This is a genomic window from Candidatus Poriferisodalis sp. (assembly GCF_965208895.1).
Classification (GTDB): domain Bacteria; phylum Actinomycetota; class Acidimicrobiia; order Acidimicrobiales; family Poriferisodalaceae; genus Poriferisodalis.
Window position 1 is genome coordinate 3,201,921 of sequence record NZ_OZ242363.1, and the last position, 18,741, is coordinate 3,220,661.

At 67.4% G+C, this 18,741-nt stretch carries 4 protein-coding genes; 3 read left to right on the top strand and 1 reads right to left on the bottom strand.

Annotation, left to right across the window (positions count from 1 at the left end):
* Window positions 1-270: 270 nt before the first annotated feature.
* Together ACOGJB_RS14510 and ACOGJB_RS14515 are read left to right on the top strand one after the other, a co-directional pair.
* Window positions 271-3,627, top strand: a complete 3,357-nt coding sequence (locus ACOGJB_RS14510; RefSeq protein WP_419837800.1) for a GLUG motif-containing protein — start codon at window positions 271-273, stop codon at window positions 3,625-3,627.
* Window positions 3,628-3,698: 71 nt separating this feature from the next.
* On the top strand, window positions 3,699-12,098 hold the full coding sequence (locus tag ACOGJB_RS14515; protein WP_419837801.1) for a S8 family serine peptidase: 8,400 nt from the start codon (window positions 3,699-3,701) through the stop codon (window positions 12,096-12,098).
* Between the two features lie 87 nt (window positions 12,099-12,185).
* Here ACOGJB_RS14515 and ACOGJB_RS14520 read toward each other — a convergent pair whose 3' ends face one another.
* Window positions 12,186-12,335: a hypothetical protein gene (locus tag ACOGJB_RS14520; RefSeq protein ID WP_419837802.1), complete on the bottom strand. Its 150-nt coding sequence runs from the start codon at window positions 12,333-12,335 to the stop codon at window positions 12,186-12,188.
* Window positions 12,336-12,448: 113 nt separating this feature from the next.
* Here ACOGJB_RS14520 and ACOGJB_RS14525 point away from each other — a divergent pair, with 113 nt between their 5' ends.
* Complete coding sequence (locus tag ACOGJB_RS14525) at window positions 12,449-18,667, top strand: S8 family serine peptidase (RefSeq protein ID WP_419837803.1); 6,219 nt, start codon at window positions 12,449-12,451, stop codon at window positions 18,665-18,667.
* Window positions 18,668-18,741 lie beyond the last annotated feature (74 nt).

Sequence of the window (18,741 nt, forward strand, 5' to 3'; positions counted from 1 at the left end):
CGTGAGAATCTGGGCGCCCGAGCGCGGCTCGGGTCCAGGTGTGTCACCGGCCGCGTCACGCGCGGGTCGCGGGTTGGTGCGCGACGGCCGCTGGGTCTCATCGCAGCTTGCTGGCCCACGTCTGCGCCGTGGCACTGCTGGTGTGGCAGATGGGCCGCGTGTCGCGTACACCGGTGTTTGCTTGACGTAGTGTTCGGGTGCTCGGGACGGGATCGTGGTGCGGTTCGGTCTGATGCGACACAGACATAGCGACGCTCAAGGACGGTGGTCATGCTGGCAGGAGACACTGATCGGGGCCGGGGCAGCAGTTCGGGCTCTGATGGCGATGGTCGCCGGGCGGCGCCGCGGAGATCGGGCGCCGGGCGGCGCCGCGTGGCTGCGGGTGTGGTCGCGGTGCTGGCGGCTGGGCTGGTGGTGCCGGTGTCGGCAGGTCCGGCGTGGGCGCAGAACCCCCCTCCGGCGGTGGATTACGACGTCGATGATGACGGCTTGATCGAGGTTTCGAGCTTGGCGCAGTTGAACGCGATCCGGTGGGATCTCGACGGCGACGGCACCGCTGATGTGTACCCGCCCGATATTGCGGGCCGCACCGGTCATGACCCAGACGGCGCTACGAAGCATGCGGCAGCGTTCCCGAACGCGGTGGCGGGCATGGGCTGCACGTCTGATGGGTGTGTCGGCTATGAGCTGGCTGCGGACTTGGACTTCGACACCAACGCCAACGGGCAGGCCGACGCGGGTGACGCCTTCTGGAACGGCGGCCTGGGTTGGTTGCCGTTGATGGGCGGCGAGGCGATCCGCGATTGGGATGCGGATTTGCGTTTTATGGACTACGCGGGTACCAGCGGGCCGAATTCGCGTGCTCGCATGTTCACCGCGGTGTTCGAGGGCAACGGCCGCACGATCTCGAATTTGTTCATCGACGATCCTGATCGGCGGTATGTGGGGCTGTTTAGCTATGTCGGCCCTGGCGGGCATGTGCGCAATGTGGGGCTGCCGGCCCCCAACTCCGACAGCGGGGTGCGCGGCGACCGTCATGTGGGGGCGCTGGCAGGCACGGTGGAGGGGGGCATTGTCAGCGGTGTGTGGTCCGATGTCGACGTGACCGGCAGCAGGACCGAAGTCGGGGGCCTGGTCGGGGCGAGCTGGAACTTCAGCGCTGTGGTCGAGAGCTACGCCACCGGCGACGTGACCGGCATGGCGCTTGTGGGCGGCTTGATCGGGATCCTCAACGCGGGACCCGGTGCCGTTGCGAGCTACGCCACCGGCGACGTGACAGCACGCTGCGTAGCGGGAGGGCTCATCGGGCGGCGGATCGACGGCCACATCCGGGCGGCCTATGCCACCGGTTCGGTGACCGCCACCGGAGCAAGCAGATGCAAGGTGGACGGCGTGTTCGTGAGATCTGTCGGCGGCTTGCTCGGGTCGATGTGGGCACCCGCTCTGGTCGACTGGCCGCGTGCCAGCTACGCGATCGGGCAGGTCTCGGCGCCGCAGGGCGCCGTCTTCGTCGGCGGGCTGGGCGGTCAGATCATGTCCTCACCCATCTCGCCTGGTGAGGGTTCGAACCTTTGGGATGTGGAGACATCCGGTCAGGCGGCTAGCCCGGGGTTGGGGGTGGGCTACACGACGGCGCAGTTGCAGGCCCCCACGGGTTATACGGGCATCTACGCGGACTGGGACGAAATCGGGCCGGGTGATGATCCGTGGGATTTCGGGTCGTCGTCGCAGTACCCGGTGCTGAAGTACTGCGGGGACAAGTCGGGGATCGACACTGCCGACGGTGAGCCGTACTGTCCGCTGGACCCGGTGCGGCAGCGGTCGGGCGGGGCCACGATCGAGGTCGTGCCCGTCGCGGACACGCCAGAGCCGCCGGGTTACACGGTCGATGCGGGTGTGGTGGCGAAGGTGGAGTACCTGGCTTCGCAGGTTCATCACGGCTCGGCGCATGTGAATCGTTGGCAGCGGGTGCTGGCGGCGTTCGGGACGCTCGACGCAGCAGGCGTTACCGGCGGCGCGATGACTGCGGAACAGGCCCAGCACATGGCCAATACGCACAGCAGCCCGGTGTGGGACGAAGTAGTAGCCGAGCTGACCGCGCTCGAATCCGCGCAGGCGACGCAAGACACCCCAGCCCAGGACGCTCCGGTGCCGGACGAGGCCGATGCTGTGCCGGTGGTGGTCCCTGAGATCTCCGTGGCGGCGGGCGGCGATGTGAGCGAGGGCTCAGGTGCAGTGTTCACGATCTCTGCGGCGCCGGCGCCGTCTGCGGCTCTCGATGTGAGCGTGACGGTCTCCGCGTCCGGCGAGTGGGGCGCGGCTGGGGGCGCCCGCACAGTGACGTTCGCGGCGGGCGCTGCGACAGCGACGCTGACGGTGCCCACCGTCGATGACGGCGTCGACGAGGCCGACGGCAGCGTGTCGGTGTCGTTGGACGCGCCCGCGGCGGATGCGGGCTACACGGTCTCTGCCGCTCAGGGCGCTGCGTCGGTGGGGGTGGCTGATGATGATGTGGATCCGTTGACGGTGTACATGATCTTCTTTTCGACCTCGATCGACGAGAACGGCGCCGGCTATGGCAACCAGGCGCAGTTCGCCATTGCCCCGACGCGTGCTTTGCGGTCGTGGGAGACGCTGACGGTGCCGTTGAGCGTGACCGGCGGCGAAGAGGGCGCCAACTGGACGATGCGGAATCTGAACGATCCCGATGCGGTGTTCGCGAACGAGTTCGAGGTGACGTTCGGGCCGGGTGTTGACGGTGTTGTCTTGGAGCCGGGCGATCAGCGTGTCGAGTTGGTGTTGACCGCTGTGGATGACAGCGACTGGGACGATCACGAGATCACCGTGTCGTATGGGACCGGCCCCCGGGCGCCGACGCTGAACGGCAGCACCGACGGCGTCACGCTGGGCATCTCGTGGGGCCCTGACGGCACTGAGCGCGCGGATGGGTCGACCACGGTGGTGATTATCGACAGCGACGAACCGCCGCCGCAAGTGAGCATCACCGCCGCTACGGGCGGCACTGAAGGCACCGCGGCGACGTTCACGGTCACCGCGTCCGCGCCGGTCGCGGCAGCTCTTGACGTCGACGTGACGGTCAGCGCAACTGGCGACTGGGGCGCGACGACAGGCACACAGACGGTGACGATCCCCCAAGGCGCCGCACAGGCGACCCTCACCGTCGCCACCGTCGACGACAGCACCGACGAGCCCGACGGGTCAATCACCGCGACGCTCGCTGCGGGCAGCGGCTACACCGTCGGCGCGCAGCCGACGCAGACTGCGCAGATTCTCGACGACGACGACCCGCCGCCCGAGCCTGCCGTCGCGGCATGCACCGGCAAGCCGCGGGTGTCCGTCGCCGACGCCGCAGCACAGCGAGGCGACGACCTGGAGTTCGTGATCAGCCTCAGCTGCCGCTCCAGCGGCGCTGTCACCGTCTACTACTTCGTCGCCTACGGCGCCGACATCACATCCGTCCGCACTATCGGCATCGCCGGCGGCGACACCGAAGCGACCGTGAACGTGCCCACAGCCGGCGTCAACACATCGGTTACGTTCCACGTGGTGTACACCATCGGCGCCGCCAACTACTCAACCCAAGCCGCAGCCACCATCACCGGCTGACCACTGGAACGGGCTGGGAAGGTCTGGAGGTCTGTCTCGTCGTGGAGAGGTTGTTCATGAGAATCGGTCGTGTGGGCGCCAGAAGATTGGCAGCGGGCGTGGCTGTGGTGCTGGCGGTGGTGTCGGTGGCCTCGCCGGTGACCGCCGCCCCGGAGGCAGCGGATCCCCCAGCCGCGCCGGAGGCGCCTGCCGGTGGTGTTGGCATCGACAGCGATCCTGCCGGTCGCCCGAGCGCCGAGGAGGGGCACGTGGCGCCGGTTCCCGCAGAGCCCGCAGGGCCCGTTCCTGTTGAGGGCCCTGGGCTTGTCGGGGGCCCCGACCTGGGAGGACAACCGCTCGGGCCGGCGCCCGGCGACGGGTTCAGCGTGTCGGACTTGTTCGACGACGACGGTGTGTACCACTGGGTCGACGGGGATCGCGTGGTGCAGATTCGCCCAGTCTTCGACGGTGCTGACGGGGTGTCTGCGGGGGCGGGCTCGTCGCCGGCGCTGACCGAAGCAAACCTGCCTCGCGAGTTCGTCGATGACACCGGCCAGACGCTGCATTTGAGCGACGGCGTCGTTGTCGTGTTCCGCTCCTGGGCGTCTGCGGCCGAGATCAGCGCCGCTCTGGCCCGCCACGGCATCACAGCCGCCGACGCGGCGCCGATTGACGGCTTTCACAACGGGTACTTGATCACAGCCTCCGCTGTTGACTCGCTGCGGCTGGCCGCGGCTTTGCCCCGCGACCCGGCGGTGGAATCAGCATCGCCCAATTGGCACTCGCCCGACATCGTCGAAAACGTAAGCCAGGCAGAGGTGAATTGGTGCAAGTCGCATGCGTCGGATTCGCTGTCTGATGAATTGTTGCCCTGCTCGTGGCATCTCGACGCGGATACGTCGTATCGCGCCCGATCGTCGCTGGCTGACCCGCAGGTCGATATCAATATCGGGGATGCGTGGAACAAGACCAAGGGCCAAGGCGTGACGGTGGCCATCGTGGACCGTCACTGGAACGGTGGCCATGAGGACCTCGCAGACAACGTCAACACCTCGCTCGATTCGAACTGGAGTCGGTGGTCCGGCGAGCCAAACGCGATCCGGATTGGTTCGATTCTTTGGCTTATTACGGGACCGATCCCGCATGGAACGAATGTGGCGGGGATTGTCGGGGCCCGCGACAACCTTGTGGGCGGGCGGGGCGTGGCACCGCGCGCCACGCTGACCAATTTCGATTACATTGATAGTCAGAGTTCCGCGAACTTCTTGGCGGCCTGGACCCGCCACAGCGACGTTGTCGGAGTGTCGAACCACAGTTACGGCAAATCTGCCAGACCAGGCCTCAGCCGGGTGGACAGCGCATGGGTAAGCGCAGTCGATGGCGCTTTGAGCAGCGGCTACGGGGGCTTGGGCACGGTGTTCGTAGGAGCGGCGGGCAACGCCAAGAATCTCAGTCGTATGCCGTATTCCGGGCTGGCCACGCTCCAGGAGCGGATGAACCACCGGGGCCAGATGGTGGTCTGCGCTGTCGGGGCCGACGGCACCAGTTCGCACTATTCCAGCGAGGGCTCCAACCTGTGGTTGTGCGCCCCGTCGAAGGGCACTTCCGGCTTGGGCCTCGTCGCCCCGCAGAGCAACAACCAGTACACCTTGACTTTTGGCGGGACGAGCGGGTCGGCGCCTCAGGTCAGCGGGGTCGCGGCGCTGGTGCGCAGTGTGAACCCCTATCTGACATGGCGCGACGTAAAGCTGCTGCTGGCCGACACTGCGTTCAAGAATGATGCCGGCGACAGCTCGTGGCTGCCGGGCGCGGCCAAGTACTCGAACAGCACCGAGAACTACAGCTTCAGTCACAAGTACGGGTTCGGCGTGGTCGACGCACAGGCCGCGGTGGACGCGGCATTCTCCTGGCCGCTGCTCCCGGCGGAAAAGAACACCACGGTGTCGTCGCCGAGCCTCAACTCATCAATCAACACCAAGAACAACGAGTTCACGCTGGACGTGCAGAGCCCGATCGATTTCGTCGAGCACGTGAACTTCAAGATCGACATGAGGGCCGACAAGTTCCGCGACTTCGATGTCGTGCTGGTCTCGCCGACGGGACGAGAGTCGGTGATCACCACCTACGCGCCGACCTGTAAAACTAGTTGCGGGCTAAACGGGAGTTTCACTTTCGGCACCGCCCGCCATCTGGGCGAGGACCCCTCCGGTACTTGGACGCTTCGTCTGGTATACCGCGGCACGATTGATGAGAACTCAACGGCAGATTCGCTTCCCCTGTTGAGGTCGTGGAGCATCACCGTTCACGGCCACACCTCGGAGGCGGCGGTGCTGGCGCCGTCGCTGACGCTGAGCGCAGGCGGTGACTCGATCGAAACAGCAGTGCCCGAGGGCGGAAAGCTGCAAGTGACCGCCACCCGCCACAACGGCGCCTTGACACAAGACTTGGTAGTGCCCGTCAGCGTGACGCCGATTTCGGCTTCAGGACCCACCGACGCGGCCGCCGACTACAGCGCTCTGCCAACGGTGACCATCCCAGCCGGGTCCACCAGCGGCATCGGGCTCATTGCCATCACCGACGACCAAGACGACGAAGGCGACGAGACTTTCACCGTCGGGCTGGGCACCCCACCCGACGGCTACCAAGCACTCGGCGTCGCCACAACCGTCACCATCACCAATGACGATGTGACGCCGCCGGAGGTGTCGGTCACCGCCGGGCCACCGGTGACCGAGGGCAGCGACGCGGTGTTCACAGTGTCGGCATCTCCCCCGCCTACCGCGGCGGTGACGGTGAAGGTGAGCGTGGCGCAGTCAGGCGACTTCGGGGCGGCGACCGGCACGCGAACGGTGACAGTCCCCCCCAGCGGCTCGGTGTTGCTCGAACTGCCCACCGTCGACGACACCGTCGACGAACACGACGGCTCGGTGACGGTGCAAGTGCTGGCAGACATTGGCTACACGGTGGGCTCGGCGTCATCAGCATCGGTGAGCGTCACCGACGACGACGTACCCGCGGTATCGATTCATACCGCCGGGTTAGGGGTGACCGAGGGCGACGAAGCGGTGTTCTCGGTGACGGCATCGCCTACACCCGCCGCAGCGGTGACGGTGAAGGTGAGCGTGGCGCAGTCGGGCGACTTCGGGGCGACGATCGGCACGCGAACGGTATCTGTGCCAACCAGCGGCTCGACGTGGTTCACCGTGCCCACCGTCGACGACAGCGCCGACGAAGACGACGGCTCGGTATCAGCGCAGGTGCTGGCCGGCAGCGGCTACACGGTGGGCTCGTCGTCGTCAGCGTCGGTGAGCGTCGCCGACGACGACCCCGACCTGCCGAAGGTGTCTGTGACGGCTGGGCCACCGGTGACCGAGGGCGCCGACGCGGTGTTCACGGTGACGGCATCGCCTACACCCGCCTCAGCGCTAACCGTCCAGATCAAAGTCGCAGCATCAGGCGATTACGGCGCCACGACCGGAACGCGAACGGTGACAGTCCCCCCAAGCGGCACGGCGTCGTTCACCGTGCCCACCGCTGACGACAGCGCCGACGAAGACGACGGCTCGGTAACGGCGCAGGTGCTGGCCGGCAGCGGCTACAGAGTCGGCGAACCGTCAACGGCATCGGTAGACGTCGCCGACGACGACCCCGACCTGCCGAAGGTGTCTGTGACGGCTGGGCCACCGGTGACCGAGGGCGCCGACGCAGTGTTCACCGTGTCGGCATCGCCTACGCCCGCCTCAGCGCTGACCGTCCAGCTCAACGTTGATGAGTCGGGCGATTACGGTGCCACGACCGGAACGCGAACGGTGACAGTGCCTACTGGCGGCACGGCGTCGTTCACCGTGCCCACCGCTGACGACAGCGCCGACGAAGACGACGGCTCGGTTTCGGCACAGGTGCTGGCCGGCAGCGGCTACAGAGTCGGCGAACCGTCGACGGCATCGGTGAAAGTCGCCGACAACGATGTGCCCGCGGTATCGATCACCGCCGGGCCGGGGGTGACCGAGGGCGGCGGCGCGGTGTTCACCGTGTCGGCATCGCCTACACCCGCCTCGGCGCTGACCGTCCAGATCAAGGTCGCGGAGTCAGGCGATTTCGGCGCGGCGACCGGAACGAGGTCGGTTACTGTGCCTACCGGCGGCTCGGCGTCGTTCACCGTGGCCACCGTCGACGACAGGGCCGACGAAGCCGACGGCTCGATCACCGCGACGCTGGTCGACGGCGCCGGCTACGACCTGGACACGAACAAGTCTGCGACGGTCAATGTCACCGACAACGACAGCCCGCCGCCGGTGGTGACTTTGTCGAGTAGGGGCGGTACAACCGAGGGCGCGTACGCGTGGTTCACGCTGTGGGCTTCGCCTGGGCCGAGGGAATATATGCGGGTTCAGGTGAAGGTGGGGCAGTCGGGCGATTTCACTACTCGGACAGGTTTGAGGACGGTAAGGATATGGCGGCGCGCTGACGTCCATAACCAAGTGACGTTCATTATTCCCACGATCGATGACGGCATCGACGAGGCTGACGGTTCGGTATCGGCCCAGGTGATGCCGGACGACGGCTACACGGTCGGCACGCCGTCTTCGGCGTCGGTCTCAGTCTTCGACAACGACGACCCGATCCCAGTGGTGTCGGTCACCGCCGGGCCACCGGTTAGCGAAGGCACCGGCGCGGTGTTCACGGTGTCGGCATCACCTACACCTGCCTCAGCGCTGACGGTGAAGGTGAAAGTCGCGGAGTCAGGCGATTACGGCGCCGCGACCGGAACACGAACGGTGACAGTCCCCACCGGCGGGTCGACGTCGTTCACCGTGGCCACCGTCGACGACAACGCCGACGAGGCCGACGGCTCCATCACCGCGACGCTGGTTGACGGCGCCGGCTACACGGTCGGCACGCCGCCTTCGGCGTCGGTGAGCGTCACCGACGACGACATCTTGTCGACGCCGGATACCCCGGCGGTGTCGGTTTCGGCTGGGCCGGGGGTGACCGAGGGCGGCGGCGCGGTGTTCACGGTGACGGCATCACCGCCACCTGCCTCAGCGCTGACGGTGAAGGTGAAGGTCGCGGAGTCAGGCGATTACGGCGCCGCGACCGGAACACGAACGGTGACAGTCCCCACCGGCGGGTCGACGTCGTTCACCGTGGCCACCGTCGACGACAACGCCGACGAGGCCGACGGCTCCATCACCGCGACGCTGGTCGACGGCGCCGGCTACACGGTCGGCACACCGCCTTCGGCATCGGTCAGCGTCACCGACAACGACGTGCCGGAGCTGTCGGTCACCGCCGGGCCACCGGTTACCGAGGGCGGCGGCGCGGTGTTCACGGTGACGGCATCACCTGCACCTGCCGCGCCGCTGACGGTAAAAGTGAAGGTCGCGCAGTCGGGCGAATTCGCGACGCGGACAGGTTTGAAAACGCTAACGATGGCACCGAGCGTTCATGGTTTCAGGTCGGTGTCGTTCTCGGTTCCCACGGTCAATGACGACATCAGCGAGGCTGACGGCTCGGTATCGGCGCAGGTGCTGGCCGGCAGCGGCTACACGCTCTCAGCCACCGCAAGCACCGCGACGGTCACGGTCGCCGACAACGACATTGTCCCGGTGGTGTCGATCACCGGCGGCAGCGACGTGACCGAGGGCGGCTCTGCGTCGTTTACGGTGACCGCGAGCCCGCCGCCCACCTCGAACCTCTCGGTGCAGGTCAAAGTAACCCAGACCGGCGACTACGGCGCCGCCACCGGCACCCGAACAGTCACAGTCCCCACCGGCGGCACAGCCACGTTCACCGTGCCCACCACAAACGACAACACCGACGAGGCTGACGGTTCGGTAACCGTCACGCTCATCGACGGCGCAGACTACGACCTCGCCCCCACCAAAACCGCCACCGTCAGCGTCGCCGACGACGATGACCCCATCCCGGCAGTGTCGATCACCGGCGGCAGCGACGTGACCGAGGGCGGCTCTGCGTCGTTTACGGTGACCGCGAGCCCGCCGCCCACCTCGAACCTCTCGGTGCAGGTCAAAGTAACCCAGACCGGCGACTACGGCGCCGCCACCGGCACCCGAACAGTCACAGTCCCCACCGGCGGCACAGCCACGTTCACCGTGCCCACCACAAACGACAACACCGACGAGGCTGACGGTTCGGTAACCGTCACGCTCATCGACGGCGCAGACTACGACCTCGGAACCGCCAAAGCGGCCACCGTCAACATCACCGACAACGACGACCCGCCGCCGGTGATCCCGGTGGTGTCGATAACCGGCGGCGGTGGTGTGACCGAGGGCGGCAACGCCTCATACACCCTGACCGCGAACCCGCCGCCCACCTCGAACCTCTCGGTGCAGGTCAAAGTAACCCAGACCGGCGACTACGGCGCCGCCACCGGCACCCGAACAGTCACAGTCCCCACCGGCGGCACAGCCACGTTCACCGTGCCCACCACAAACGACAACACCGACGAAGCCGACGGCTCTGTCACCGCCACGCTCATCGACGGCGCAGACTACGACCTCGGCACCACCAAAACCGCCACGGTCAGCGTCGCTGACGACGACGACTCGCCGCCGTCGTATGCTGCGGATCCGCAGGTGGTCTCCGCGGTGGAGTATCTGGCGTCGCAGGCCCATCACGGTTCTGCGCATGTGAATCGCTGGCAGCGGGCGCTGGTCGCGATGGGCGTGCTGGATTCTGCCGGTGTCGTCGGCGGCGCGCTGACTTTGGCGGAGGCCCGCCAGAACGACGAGAGGTACAGCAGCCCGGTGTGGGGTCAGGTGGTGGCTGAGATCGAGGCCAAGGCAGCGTTCGACGCGGCACAGCAGCAGCCCCCTCAGCCTCAGCAGCCTCCTCCGGTCGTGCCGACGGTGACCGTCACGAGCGCGTCGGGGGGAACCGAGGGTGATTCGGTGTCGTTCACGGTGACCGCGGTTCCGTCGCCGGCTGTGGATCTGGCGGTGGGTGTGTCGGTGTCGGCTTCGGGTGATTTTGGCGTGTCGTCTGGCACACAGACGGTGACGATCGCGGCGGGGCAGTCTTCCAAGACGGTGACTTTGTCGACGTCGGATGATTCGGTCGACGAGGCTGACGGTTCGGTGACGCTGACGTTGAACAGCGGCGGCGGTTACACCGTCGGTTCGCTGTCGTCGCAAACAGTGCAGGTGCTCGACGATGACGATGCGCCGCCGGTGATCCCGGTGGTGAGCATCACAGCGGGAGGCGGCGTGACCGAGGGCGGCAACGCCTCATACACCCTGACCGCGAACCCGCCGCCCACCTCGAACCTCCCCGTGCAGGTCAAAGTGACCCAAACCGGCGACTACGGCGCCCAAACCGGCACCCGCACGGTCACGGTGCCCGTCGGCGGCACTGCCACGTTCACCGTCGCCACCGCCAACGACAGCACAGACGAGCCCGACGGATCGGTCACCGCGACACTCATCGACGGCGCGGACTACGACTTGGGCGCGGCCAAGACCGCCACTGTCAGCGTCGCCGACGATGACGATGCGCCGCCGGTGATCCCGGTGGTGAGCATCACAGCGGGAGGCGGCGTGACCGAGGGCGGCAACGCCTCATACACCCTGACCGCGAACCCGCCGCCCACCTCGAACCTCCCCGTGCAGGTCAAAGTGACCCAAACCGGCGACTACGGCGCCCAAACCGGCACCCGCACGGTCACGGTGCCCGTCGGCGGCACTGCCACGTTCACCGTCGCCACCGCCAACGACAGCACAGACGAGCCCGACGGATCGGTCACCGCGACACTCATCGACGGCGCGGACTACGACTTGGGCGCGGCCAAGACCGCCACTGTCAGCGTCGCCGACGATGACGATGCGCCGCCGGTGATCCCGGTGGTGAGCATCACAGCGGGAGGCGGCGTGACCGAGGGCGGCAACGCCTCATACACCCTGACCGCGAACCCGCCGCCCACCTCGAACCTCCCCGTGCAGGTCAAAGTGACCCAAACCGGCGACTACGGCGCCCAAACCGGCACCCGCACGGTCACGGTGCCCGTCGGCGGCACTGCCACGTTCACCGTCGCCACCGCCAACGACAGCACAGACGAGCCCGACGGATCGGTCACCGCGACACTCATCGACGGCGCGGACTACGACCTGGGCGCGGCCACGACCGCCACTGTCAGCGTCGCAGACGACGACGACCCACCACCGGGTGTGGCGGCCTGCGTCGGCAAGCCGACCGTGTCCGTAGCCGATGCGACCGCCCAGCGAGGCGACAACCTCGAGTTCGTCATCAGTCTCGACTGCCGCCACAGCGCCGATGTCGTCGTGCACTACTCCATTGCGCATGGCTTCACCTACGCCGACGGAGGCACAGTGACGATCAGCAGTGGCGACACCACCGCATCGGTACGGGCCCCGACCATCGGCGCCAGCGATGTGGGCCTGTACTTGGTCTGGGTCACCGAGGTCACGAACCCATTTGGAATCTGGGCGTACGGCACGATCATCGACTAGCACCGGGAGTCACACGTTAAGGCATCAACACCATCACCATCGAAAGCGGCGCAACCGGCGCAACCGTCAACTTGCCCACGGCGGCAGCTACGGCGCAGGCGACATCGTCACCATCGACAGCGGCGACATCGACGCCACCGTGACCGTGCCCACCGCCGGGGTCAGCAGCACCATCGAACTCCATGTGCTGTACACGATCGGCGCGGCCAACCACACAGCCAAAGCCACATCCACCATCACCGACTGATTCGGCGTGAGGGGCCTGCCGGCAGCGCCGTGCGTCGGGTAGAACTGCGAGCCGGCAGCCGCGAGCTAGGTTTGAAGGGGCCATGGGGGGCGTGGGCAGGGCTATGCGAATCACCGTTCCCGGCTTGGTGCTGGCGCTCCTGGGGGGGCTGGTCGGCATGCCTGCGGTTGGTGCGTCCGCGCCGTCCCCTCCGGTGCCGCAGCCGCAATCGGAGCTTGCCGCTGCGGGCGAGTTGATCAGCGCCTTCGGGCAGACCGCCGAGTCGACGGCGAACGGGGACCACGCAACAGTAGTCGATGAGCCCTCAGCGCCAGACGGACTTCTTGCGCCGCCGGACGCGGCGCCCGATGTCGAGGACGGTCTGGCGCCTGAGGACGGGCTCGGAGGCCCGGAGCTGGGCGAGGCAGTGCAGGAGTTGGGTGTCTTGGACCTGGTGGGCCCCGACGGCGTGTGGGTCATGCGTGACGGCGGGCGTGAGACTCCGCTGCGATTGTTGGACGCGGCCGAGATAGCGGCGCTGGGCGAGGAACGGTCGTTGGTTGCGACCGCAGCGGCGACCGCGTACGCGCCGGGGGCGGTTGGGAATGCGTCGGGGGCTTCGGCGTCGGGCGCCGCAGCGGCGGCGAATCCTGACACCTGGTTCGTGTCTGACACCGGGCAGCCGCATCTGTTGGTGGGCGGTGTGAACGTGCTGTTCGGTCCGGAGGTTGGAGGGCCGGTAATCGAGGCGGTGTGGAGGCGCCACAAGGTGGCGAGCGGGGCGATATCGCCGCTGGGCGAGTTGCCGAACGGGTTCCTGGTGAGGACGGTGTCGGATGTGGAGTCGCTGCGTCTGGCGGACGTGCTGTCGGCGGAGCCGAGTGTGGACACCGCGGTTCCCAACACGTTCACGCCGCTCGAGGTGGGGCAGGATCAGTTGATCGCCGCGGACGGCGTTGCCTCGGACACGGCGGCTGCGAGGCGGCGGTGTACCAAGTACACGAGCCTTTGGCCCGACGAGCTGTCGAGCTGCTTGTGGCATTTGGACGCGTCCGGCGACTACCGGTATGACGAGGCTACTGATCTCCGTCGGCGGGATCCGGTGGTCGACATCAACCTCGGCGATGTGTGGTCCACGACGATGGGGGCCGGGGTGACGGTGGCGGTGGTGGACCACACCTGGAATCCGAACCACGAGGATCTCCGCGACAACGCGGACACCGGCCGGAGCACGAACTGGGGCGGCTACACCTCAGAAGTCGAGGGGTGGAGTGGCGGACCTCACGGCACCATGGTTGCCGGGACTGTGGGGGCACGCGACAACACCGTGGGCGGGCGCGGCGTCGCCCCCCGGGCCACGCTGGTGAACTACAACCTCCTGGACAACTACTCCGCAGCTCGAAAAACCGAGGCACTGACTTTCAACATAGGCACGGTGGCGGTGGCCAACCACAGCTATGGCACCCCTCAGAAACGAGGACTTGATCGTGCGGGCTCCATTTGGCAGCGGGCACTGGAGACCAGCCTCGAACAGGGATTCGGCGGTAAGGGGACTCCCCATGTGAAGTCAGCCGGCAACAGCCGCGTTGCTAACTCCCGACGTGTCTGGTCGGGCCTGGAGGCTGCCAACAATTATCGCGGCATCATTTTGGCGTGCGCGGTGGCACCCTCGGGGCCATTGGCAAGTTACTCCGAAGAAGGCCCCAGTACGTGGGTGTGCGGACTCGCAGGGGACTACGGCGAGGCGGGGGTCTTGGCGCCCGTGGGCGACAATCACTACCGCGACGGCCTCAAGGGCACCAGCTTCGCTGCGCCGATGGTGTCGGGGGTGATCGCGTTGATGCGCAGCGTGAACGCCGATTTGACATGGCGGGACGTGAAGGTGATCTTGGCAGACACCGCGCGCAAGGTCGACCCGCAGGACTCGGGCTGGATGAGCGGCGCCCAGAAATACAGCTCGACGGGGCCGGTGCCGCAGTCGTACTCGTTCAGCTACAAGTACGGCTTCGGTCTGGTGGACGCCGATGCCGCCGTCGATGCCGCGGCCGCCTGGGCGCTGCTGCCTCCGATGCAGACTTCCACGTCTTCGCATACCGGCGATGTGTCGCTGCCGGGGCGCGGAGCGGAGATCGAGTTGGCCCTTGATGTGCAGACGGCCATCGATTTCACCGAGCACGTCAAGGTCACCGTCGCCGGCGACATATCTGACGTCCGCGCCTACCGGTGGACCCTGGTGTCGCCGACAGGAACCGAATCCCTCCTGTTACCGGAGACTGACGGGTGCCGCGCGCATGCGTGCTCGTTGCGGGGCTCGTTCGATTTCGGGACATCGCGCCATCTGGGCGAGAACCCGGGGGGAACATGGAAGCTGAGAATCCAGCACATGCCTACGCTGCCCGACTGCACCAGTCTTGCCGCCTTCACGCGCAGCTTGGCGAGGAGTTGGTACGACTTGTACTGCGTCGACAGCTTCAGGGAGATCCTCAGCTCATGGAGCGTCGTGGTGACGGGGCACACGGGCGTGCCCACGGAGCCGGTTTCGCTGTCGGTCGCGGCGGCGAGCGTCGCCGAGGGCGGGAGTGTGGATGTGGCGGTGTCGGTGGGCGGCCCCGCCCCGGCCACCGATCTGGTGGTGCCGCTGGCGTTCGCCGGTGTGAGTGCTGAGGCCGGCGCCGACTACTCGGCGCCCGCGTCGGTGACGGTGCGAGCGGGTTCGTCGTCGGCGACCGCGACGATCTCTATCGCCCAGGACAGTGTGTACGAGGGCCTCGAGACGTTCGCGGTCGGGCTGCGCGGTCTGCCGCTGGGGTATCGTCCCGAATCGGGGCCGGTGGTGGTGACGATCACCGACGACGATCCGCTGCCGGTGATGTCGTTGCACGCCGCGAGCGCGTCGGTGGCCGAGGGCGGCTCGGTGGATGTCACCGCGCAGCTCAGCGGTGTGTCGTCCACCGACGTGACCGCAGACCTTTCTGCGACGGCGGTAGCGCCGGCAGTGGCGTCGGACGGGCGGCTGGGCTCGCCGGCTGTGCTGACGATCCCGGCGGGCTCGACGGAGAGTTCGGGGTCGGTGACGTTCACGGCAGCGCAGAACGATGTGTACGAGCTGACCGGGTCGGCGGCAAAGAGTTTCGAGGTGTCCGCCGCTGTCCGCGGCGGCAACGGCATAGCCGACCCGGCGGCGATCACGGTGAGGATCGACGACGACGAGTCCGCCCCGCTGATCTCCATAGCGGCGGGCCCCGTTGTCGGGGAGGGTTCCGCCGCGCAGTTCACCCTCACCGCTAGCCCGACGCCATCGGCTGATCTGGCGGTGAGCGTGACGGTGGCCCAACAAGGGGCGTTTGGCGTAGTCACCGGCGCGCAGACGGTCACGATTCCCGCTTCGGGCCGCGCGGTTCTGGCGGTCGCAACGGCTGGCGACTCGATCAGCGAGCCCGACGGGACCATCACCGTCACCCTGGTTGACGGCCTCGACTACAACCTCGCGCCGTCGGCGGCCGCGACGGTCGGAGTCAGGGATGACGACGGCGGCTCGGTTCCGGTGAGGGTCTCGCTGTCGTCGGCGGACGCGTCGGTTTCGGAGAACGGCGGCTGGACTGATGTGGAGATCTCTTTGAGCCGGACGCTCTTGGCCGGCGAGACGGTCAGCGTGCCGATCACGGTGACCGGGACGCCGGGCAGCGACTGGACGCTGGACGACCCGACAGGTCCAGGCGTTACCCCCACGGGCTCAGGCAAGACCACCGCTGTGGAGTTCGGCCCGGGCGGGCGGACAGCGGTGCTGCGTTTCGAGGCTGTTGACGACGACGCGACCGTCGACCGGCCGATCACGTTCGCATTCGGCACCGGCGCCCGCGCCCCCACCTCCACCGGTGTGATCGCCGGAATCACGCTCGGCGGGGCGCTCACCGTCACCATCACCAACAACGACCTGCCGCCGGTGTGCGATGGCCGCCCGACGGTGTCGGTGGCTGATGCGAGTGCGGCGCGGGGTGGGAGGTTGGTGTTCGAGTTCAGTTTGAGTTGTCGTGCGTCTGGTTCGGTGGTGGCGCACTACTACATCGCGCGGGACGGTGAGATCGTCGGGAATACCCAAAGGGTCACTTTCGGGCCCGGCGACACGTCCGCGACGGTGAGCGTGCCCACCGAAGACTCCGACACGGTGAAATTGCAGGTCGCGTGGGCCCCCGGCGCCGCGAACGCTTTCCGTGTGCCGGCGGCCATCGGCACCATCATCACCGCCCTGCCGGTGGTCAGCATCGTCGCCGGCGGCGACATCACCGAGGGTGCCGCCGCGGCGTTCACCGTGACCGTGGTCCCTGCACCGGCGAGCCCGATCACCATCACCATGGACATCTCCCAGAGCGGCGACTTCGCCTATCGGTCGGGACAGCGAACCTTGGTCGTGAGCAACGGTGCCGCGGTCTACTCCGTTGCGACCCGGGATGACAGTGACGACGAGGCCGACGGGTCGGTCACCGCCACGCTGGTGGATGGCGTCGGCTATGACCTGGGCGCTGACAAGTCGGCGACGGTGGGTGTGGCCGATGACGACGATCCGCTGCCGCAGGTGGACATCACGGCAAGTTCGGGGGGGACTGAGGGCGCGAGCGCGGTGTTCACCTTGACGGCGTCGCCGGCGCCGGCGGCTGATCTGGATGTGGCCGTGGCGGTCACTGCTGCGGGCGATTTCGGTGTCACAGTCGGTACGCGTACGGCGACGGTCCTGTCGGGCGCCACCGAGGCGACGCTGACCATCGCAACTGCAGACGACAGCGTCGACGAGCCTGACGGCAGTGTGACGGTGTCGTTGGTTGCGGGCATTGGTTACACGGTCGGTTGGGTGGCGTCGCGGACGGTGCAGGTCACAGACGACGACGATCCGCCGCCGGTGATTCCTGAGGTCTCGGTCACTGCTGGTGGGGCTGTGACCGAGGGTTCCGGTGCGGTGTTCACGGTGACTGCGAGCGAGCCGAAGTCTGCTGCGTTCGATGTCGCTGTGTCGGTCGCTGCGTCGGGCGAGTGGGGTGTGATTGAGGGTTCGCAGACGGTGAGCTTCGCTGCGGGCGCGGCGTCGGCGACGCTGACTGTCCCGACCGTCGGCGACTCCGTTGACGAGGCTGACGGCAGTGTGTCGGTGTCGTTGGATGCGCCGGGTGCGGATGCGGGGTACACGGTGTCGGCCACCCAGGGCGCAGCCACGGTTGCGGTGTCTGATGATGATGTGGATCCGTTGACGGTGTACATGATTTTCTTTGCGAGGTCGATCGCGGAGAACGGCACCGGCGACGACAGTCAGGCGCACCTGAGAATCGCCCCGACGCGCGCTTTGCGGTCTTGGGAGACGCTCACGGTGCCGTTGAGCGTGACCGGCGGCGATGAGGGCACGCATTGGACGATGCGTGATCTGAATGATCCTGATGCGGTGTTCGCGAATGAGTTCGAGGTGACGTTCGGGCCGGGTGATGACGGTGTTGTGTTGGAGCCCGGTGATCAGCGTGCTGAGTTGGTGTTGACGGCTGTGGATGACAGCGATTGGGACGATCAGGAGATCACTGTGTCCTATGGGACCGGCGTTCGGGCGCCGTCGCTGAACGGCAGCACCGAGGGGGTGACGTTGGGGATCTCGTGGGGTCCCGACGGCGTCGAGCGTGCCGACGGTTCGACCACGGTGGTGATCGTCGACAGCGACGAGCCGCCGCCGCAGGTCGACATCACCGCCGCGACCGGCGGCACCGAGGGAACCGACGCTGTGTTCACCATCACCGCGTCGAAACCCACAACAGCCGACCTCGACGTGGCCGTCGACGTCTCCTCAACGGGCGACTGGGGCGCAACTGTCGGAGCGCGGACGGTGACGATCCCCAAAGGCGCCACGCAGGCGACCCTCACTGTCGCGACGACCGACGACAGCGCGGATGAGCCCGACGGGTCGATCACTGCGACGCTGAGGGCGGGCAGCGGCTACACCGTCGGCCCGCAAGCGACGCAGACCGCTCACATCGCAGACGACGACGACCCGCCGCCCGAGCCTGCCGTCCCGGCCTGCACCGGCAAGCCGACGGTCGCCGTCGCCGACGCGACAGCCGCACACGGCGACGACCTCGAATTCGTCATCAGCCTCACCTGCCGATCGACGAGTGCTGTCACCGTCTACTACTTCATCTCCCACGGCGGCAGTTACGGCGCGGGCGACATCGTCACCATCGCCGGCGGCGACATCGACGCCACCGTGACCGTCCCCACCGCTGGGGTCAGCAGCACCATCGAACTCCATGTGCTGTACACGATCGGCGCCGCCAACGACGCAGCCAAGGCCACATCCACCATCACCGACTGACGTGTGTGATTGCATCGCGGCGTATCGGCCCTGCTCCATTCGAGGATCAGGCCGCCACCGAGACCTGCGCGGTT

Bases quoted from the DNA above. Each gene is read 5' to 3' on its own strand.
- ACOGJB_RS14510 (WP_419837800.1), top strand. From the start codon at position 271: ATGCTGGCAGGAGACACTGATCGGGGCCGGGGCAGCAGTTCGGGCTCT.
- ACOGJB_RS14520 (WP_419837802.1), bottom strand. From the start codon at position 12,335: ATGGTGGATGTGGCTTTGGCTGTGTGGTTGGCCGCGCCGATCGTGTAC.
- ACOGJB_RS14525 (WP_419837803.1), top strand. From the start codon at position 12,449: ATGCGAATCACCGTTCCCGGCTTGGTGCTGGCGCTCCTGGGGGGGCTG.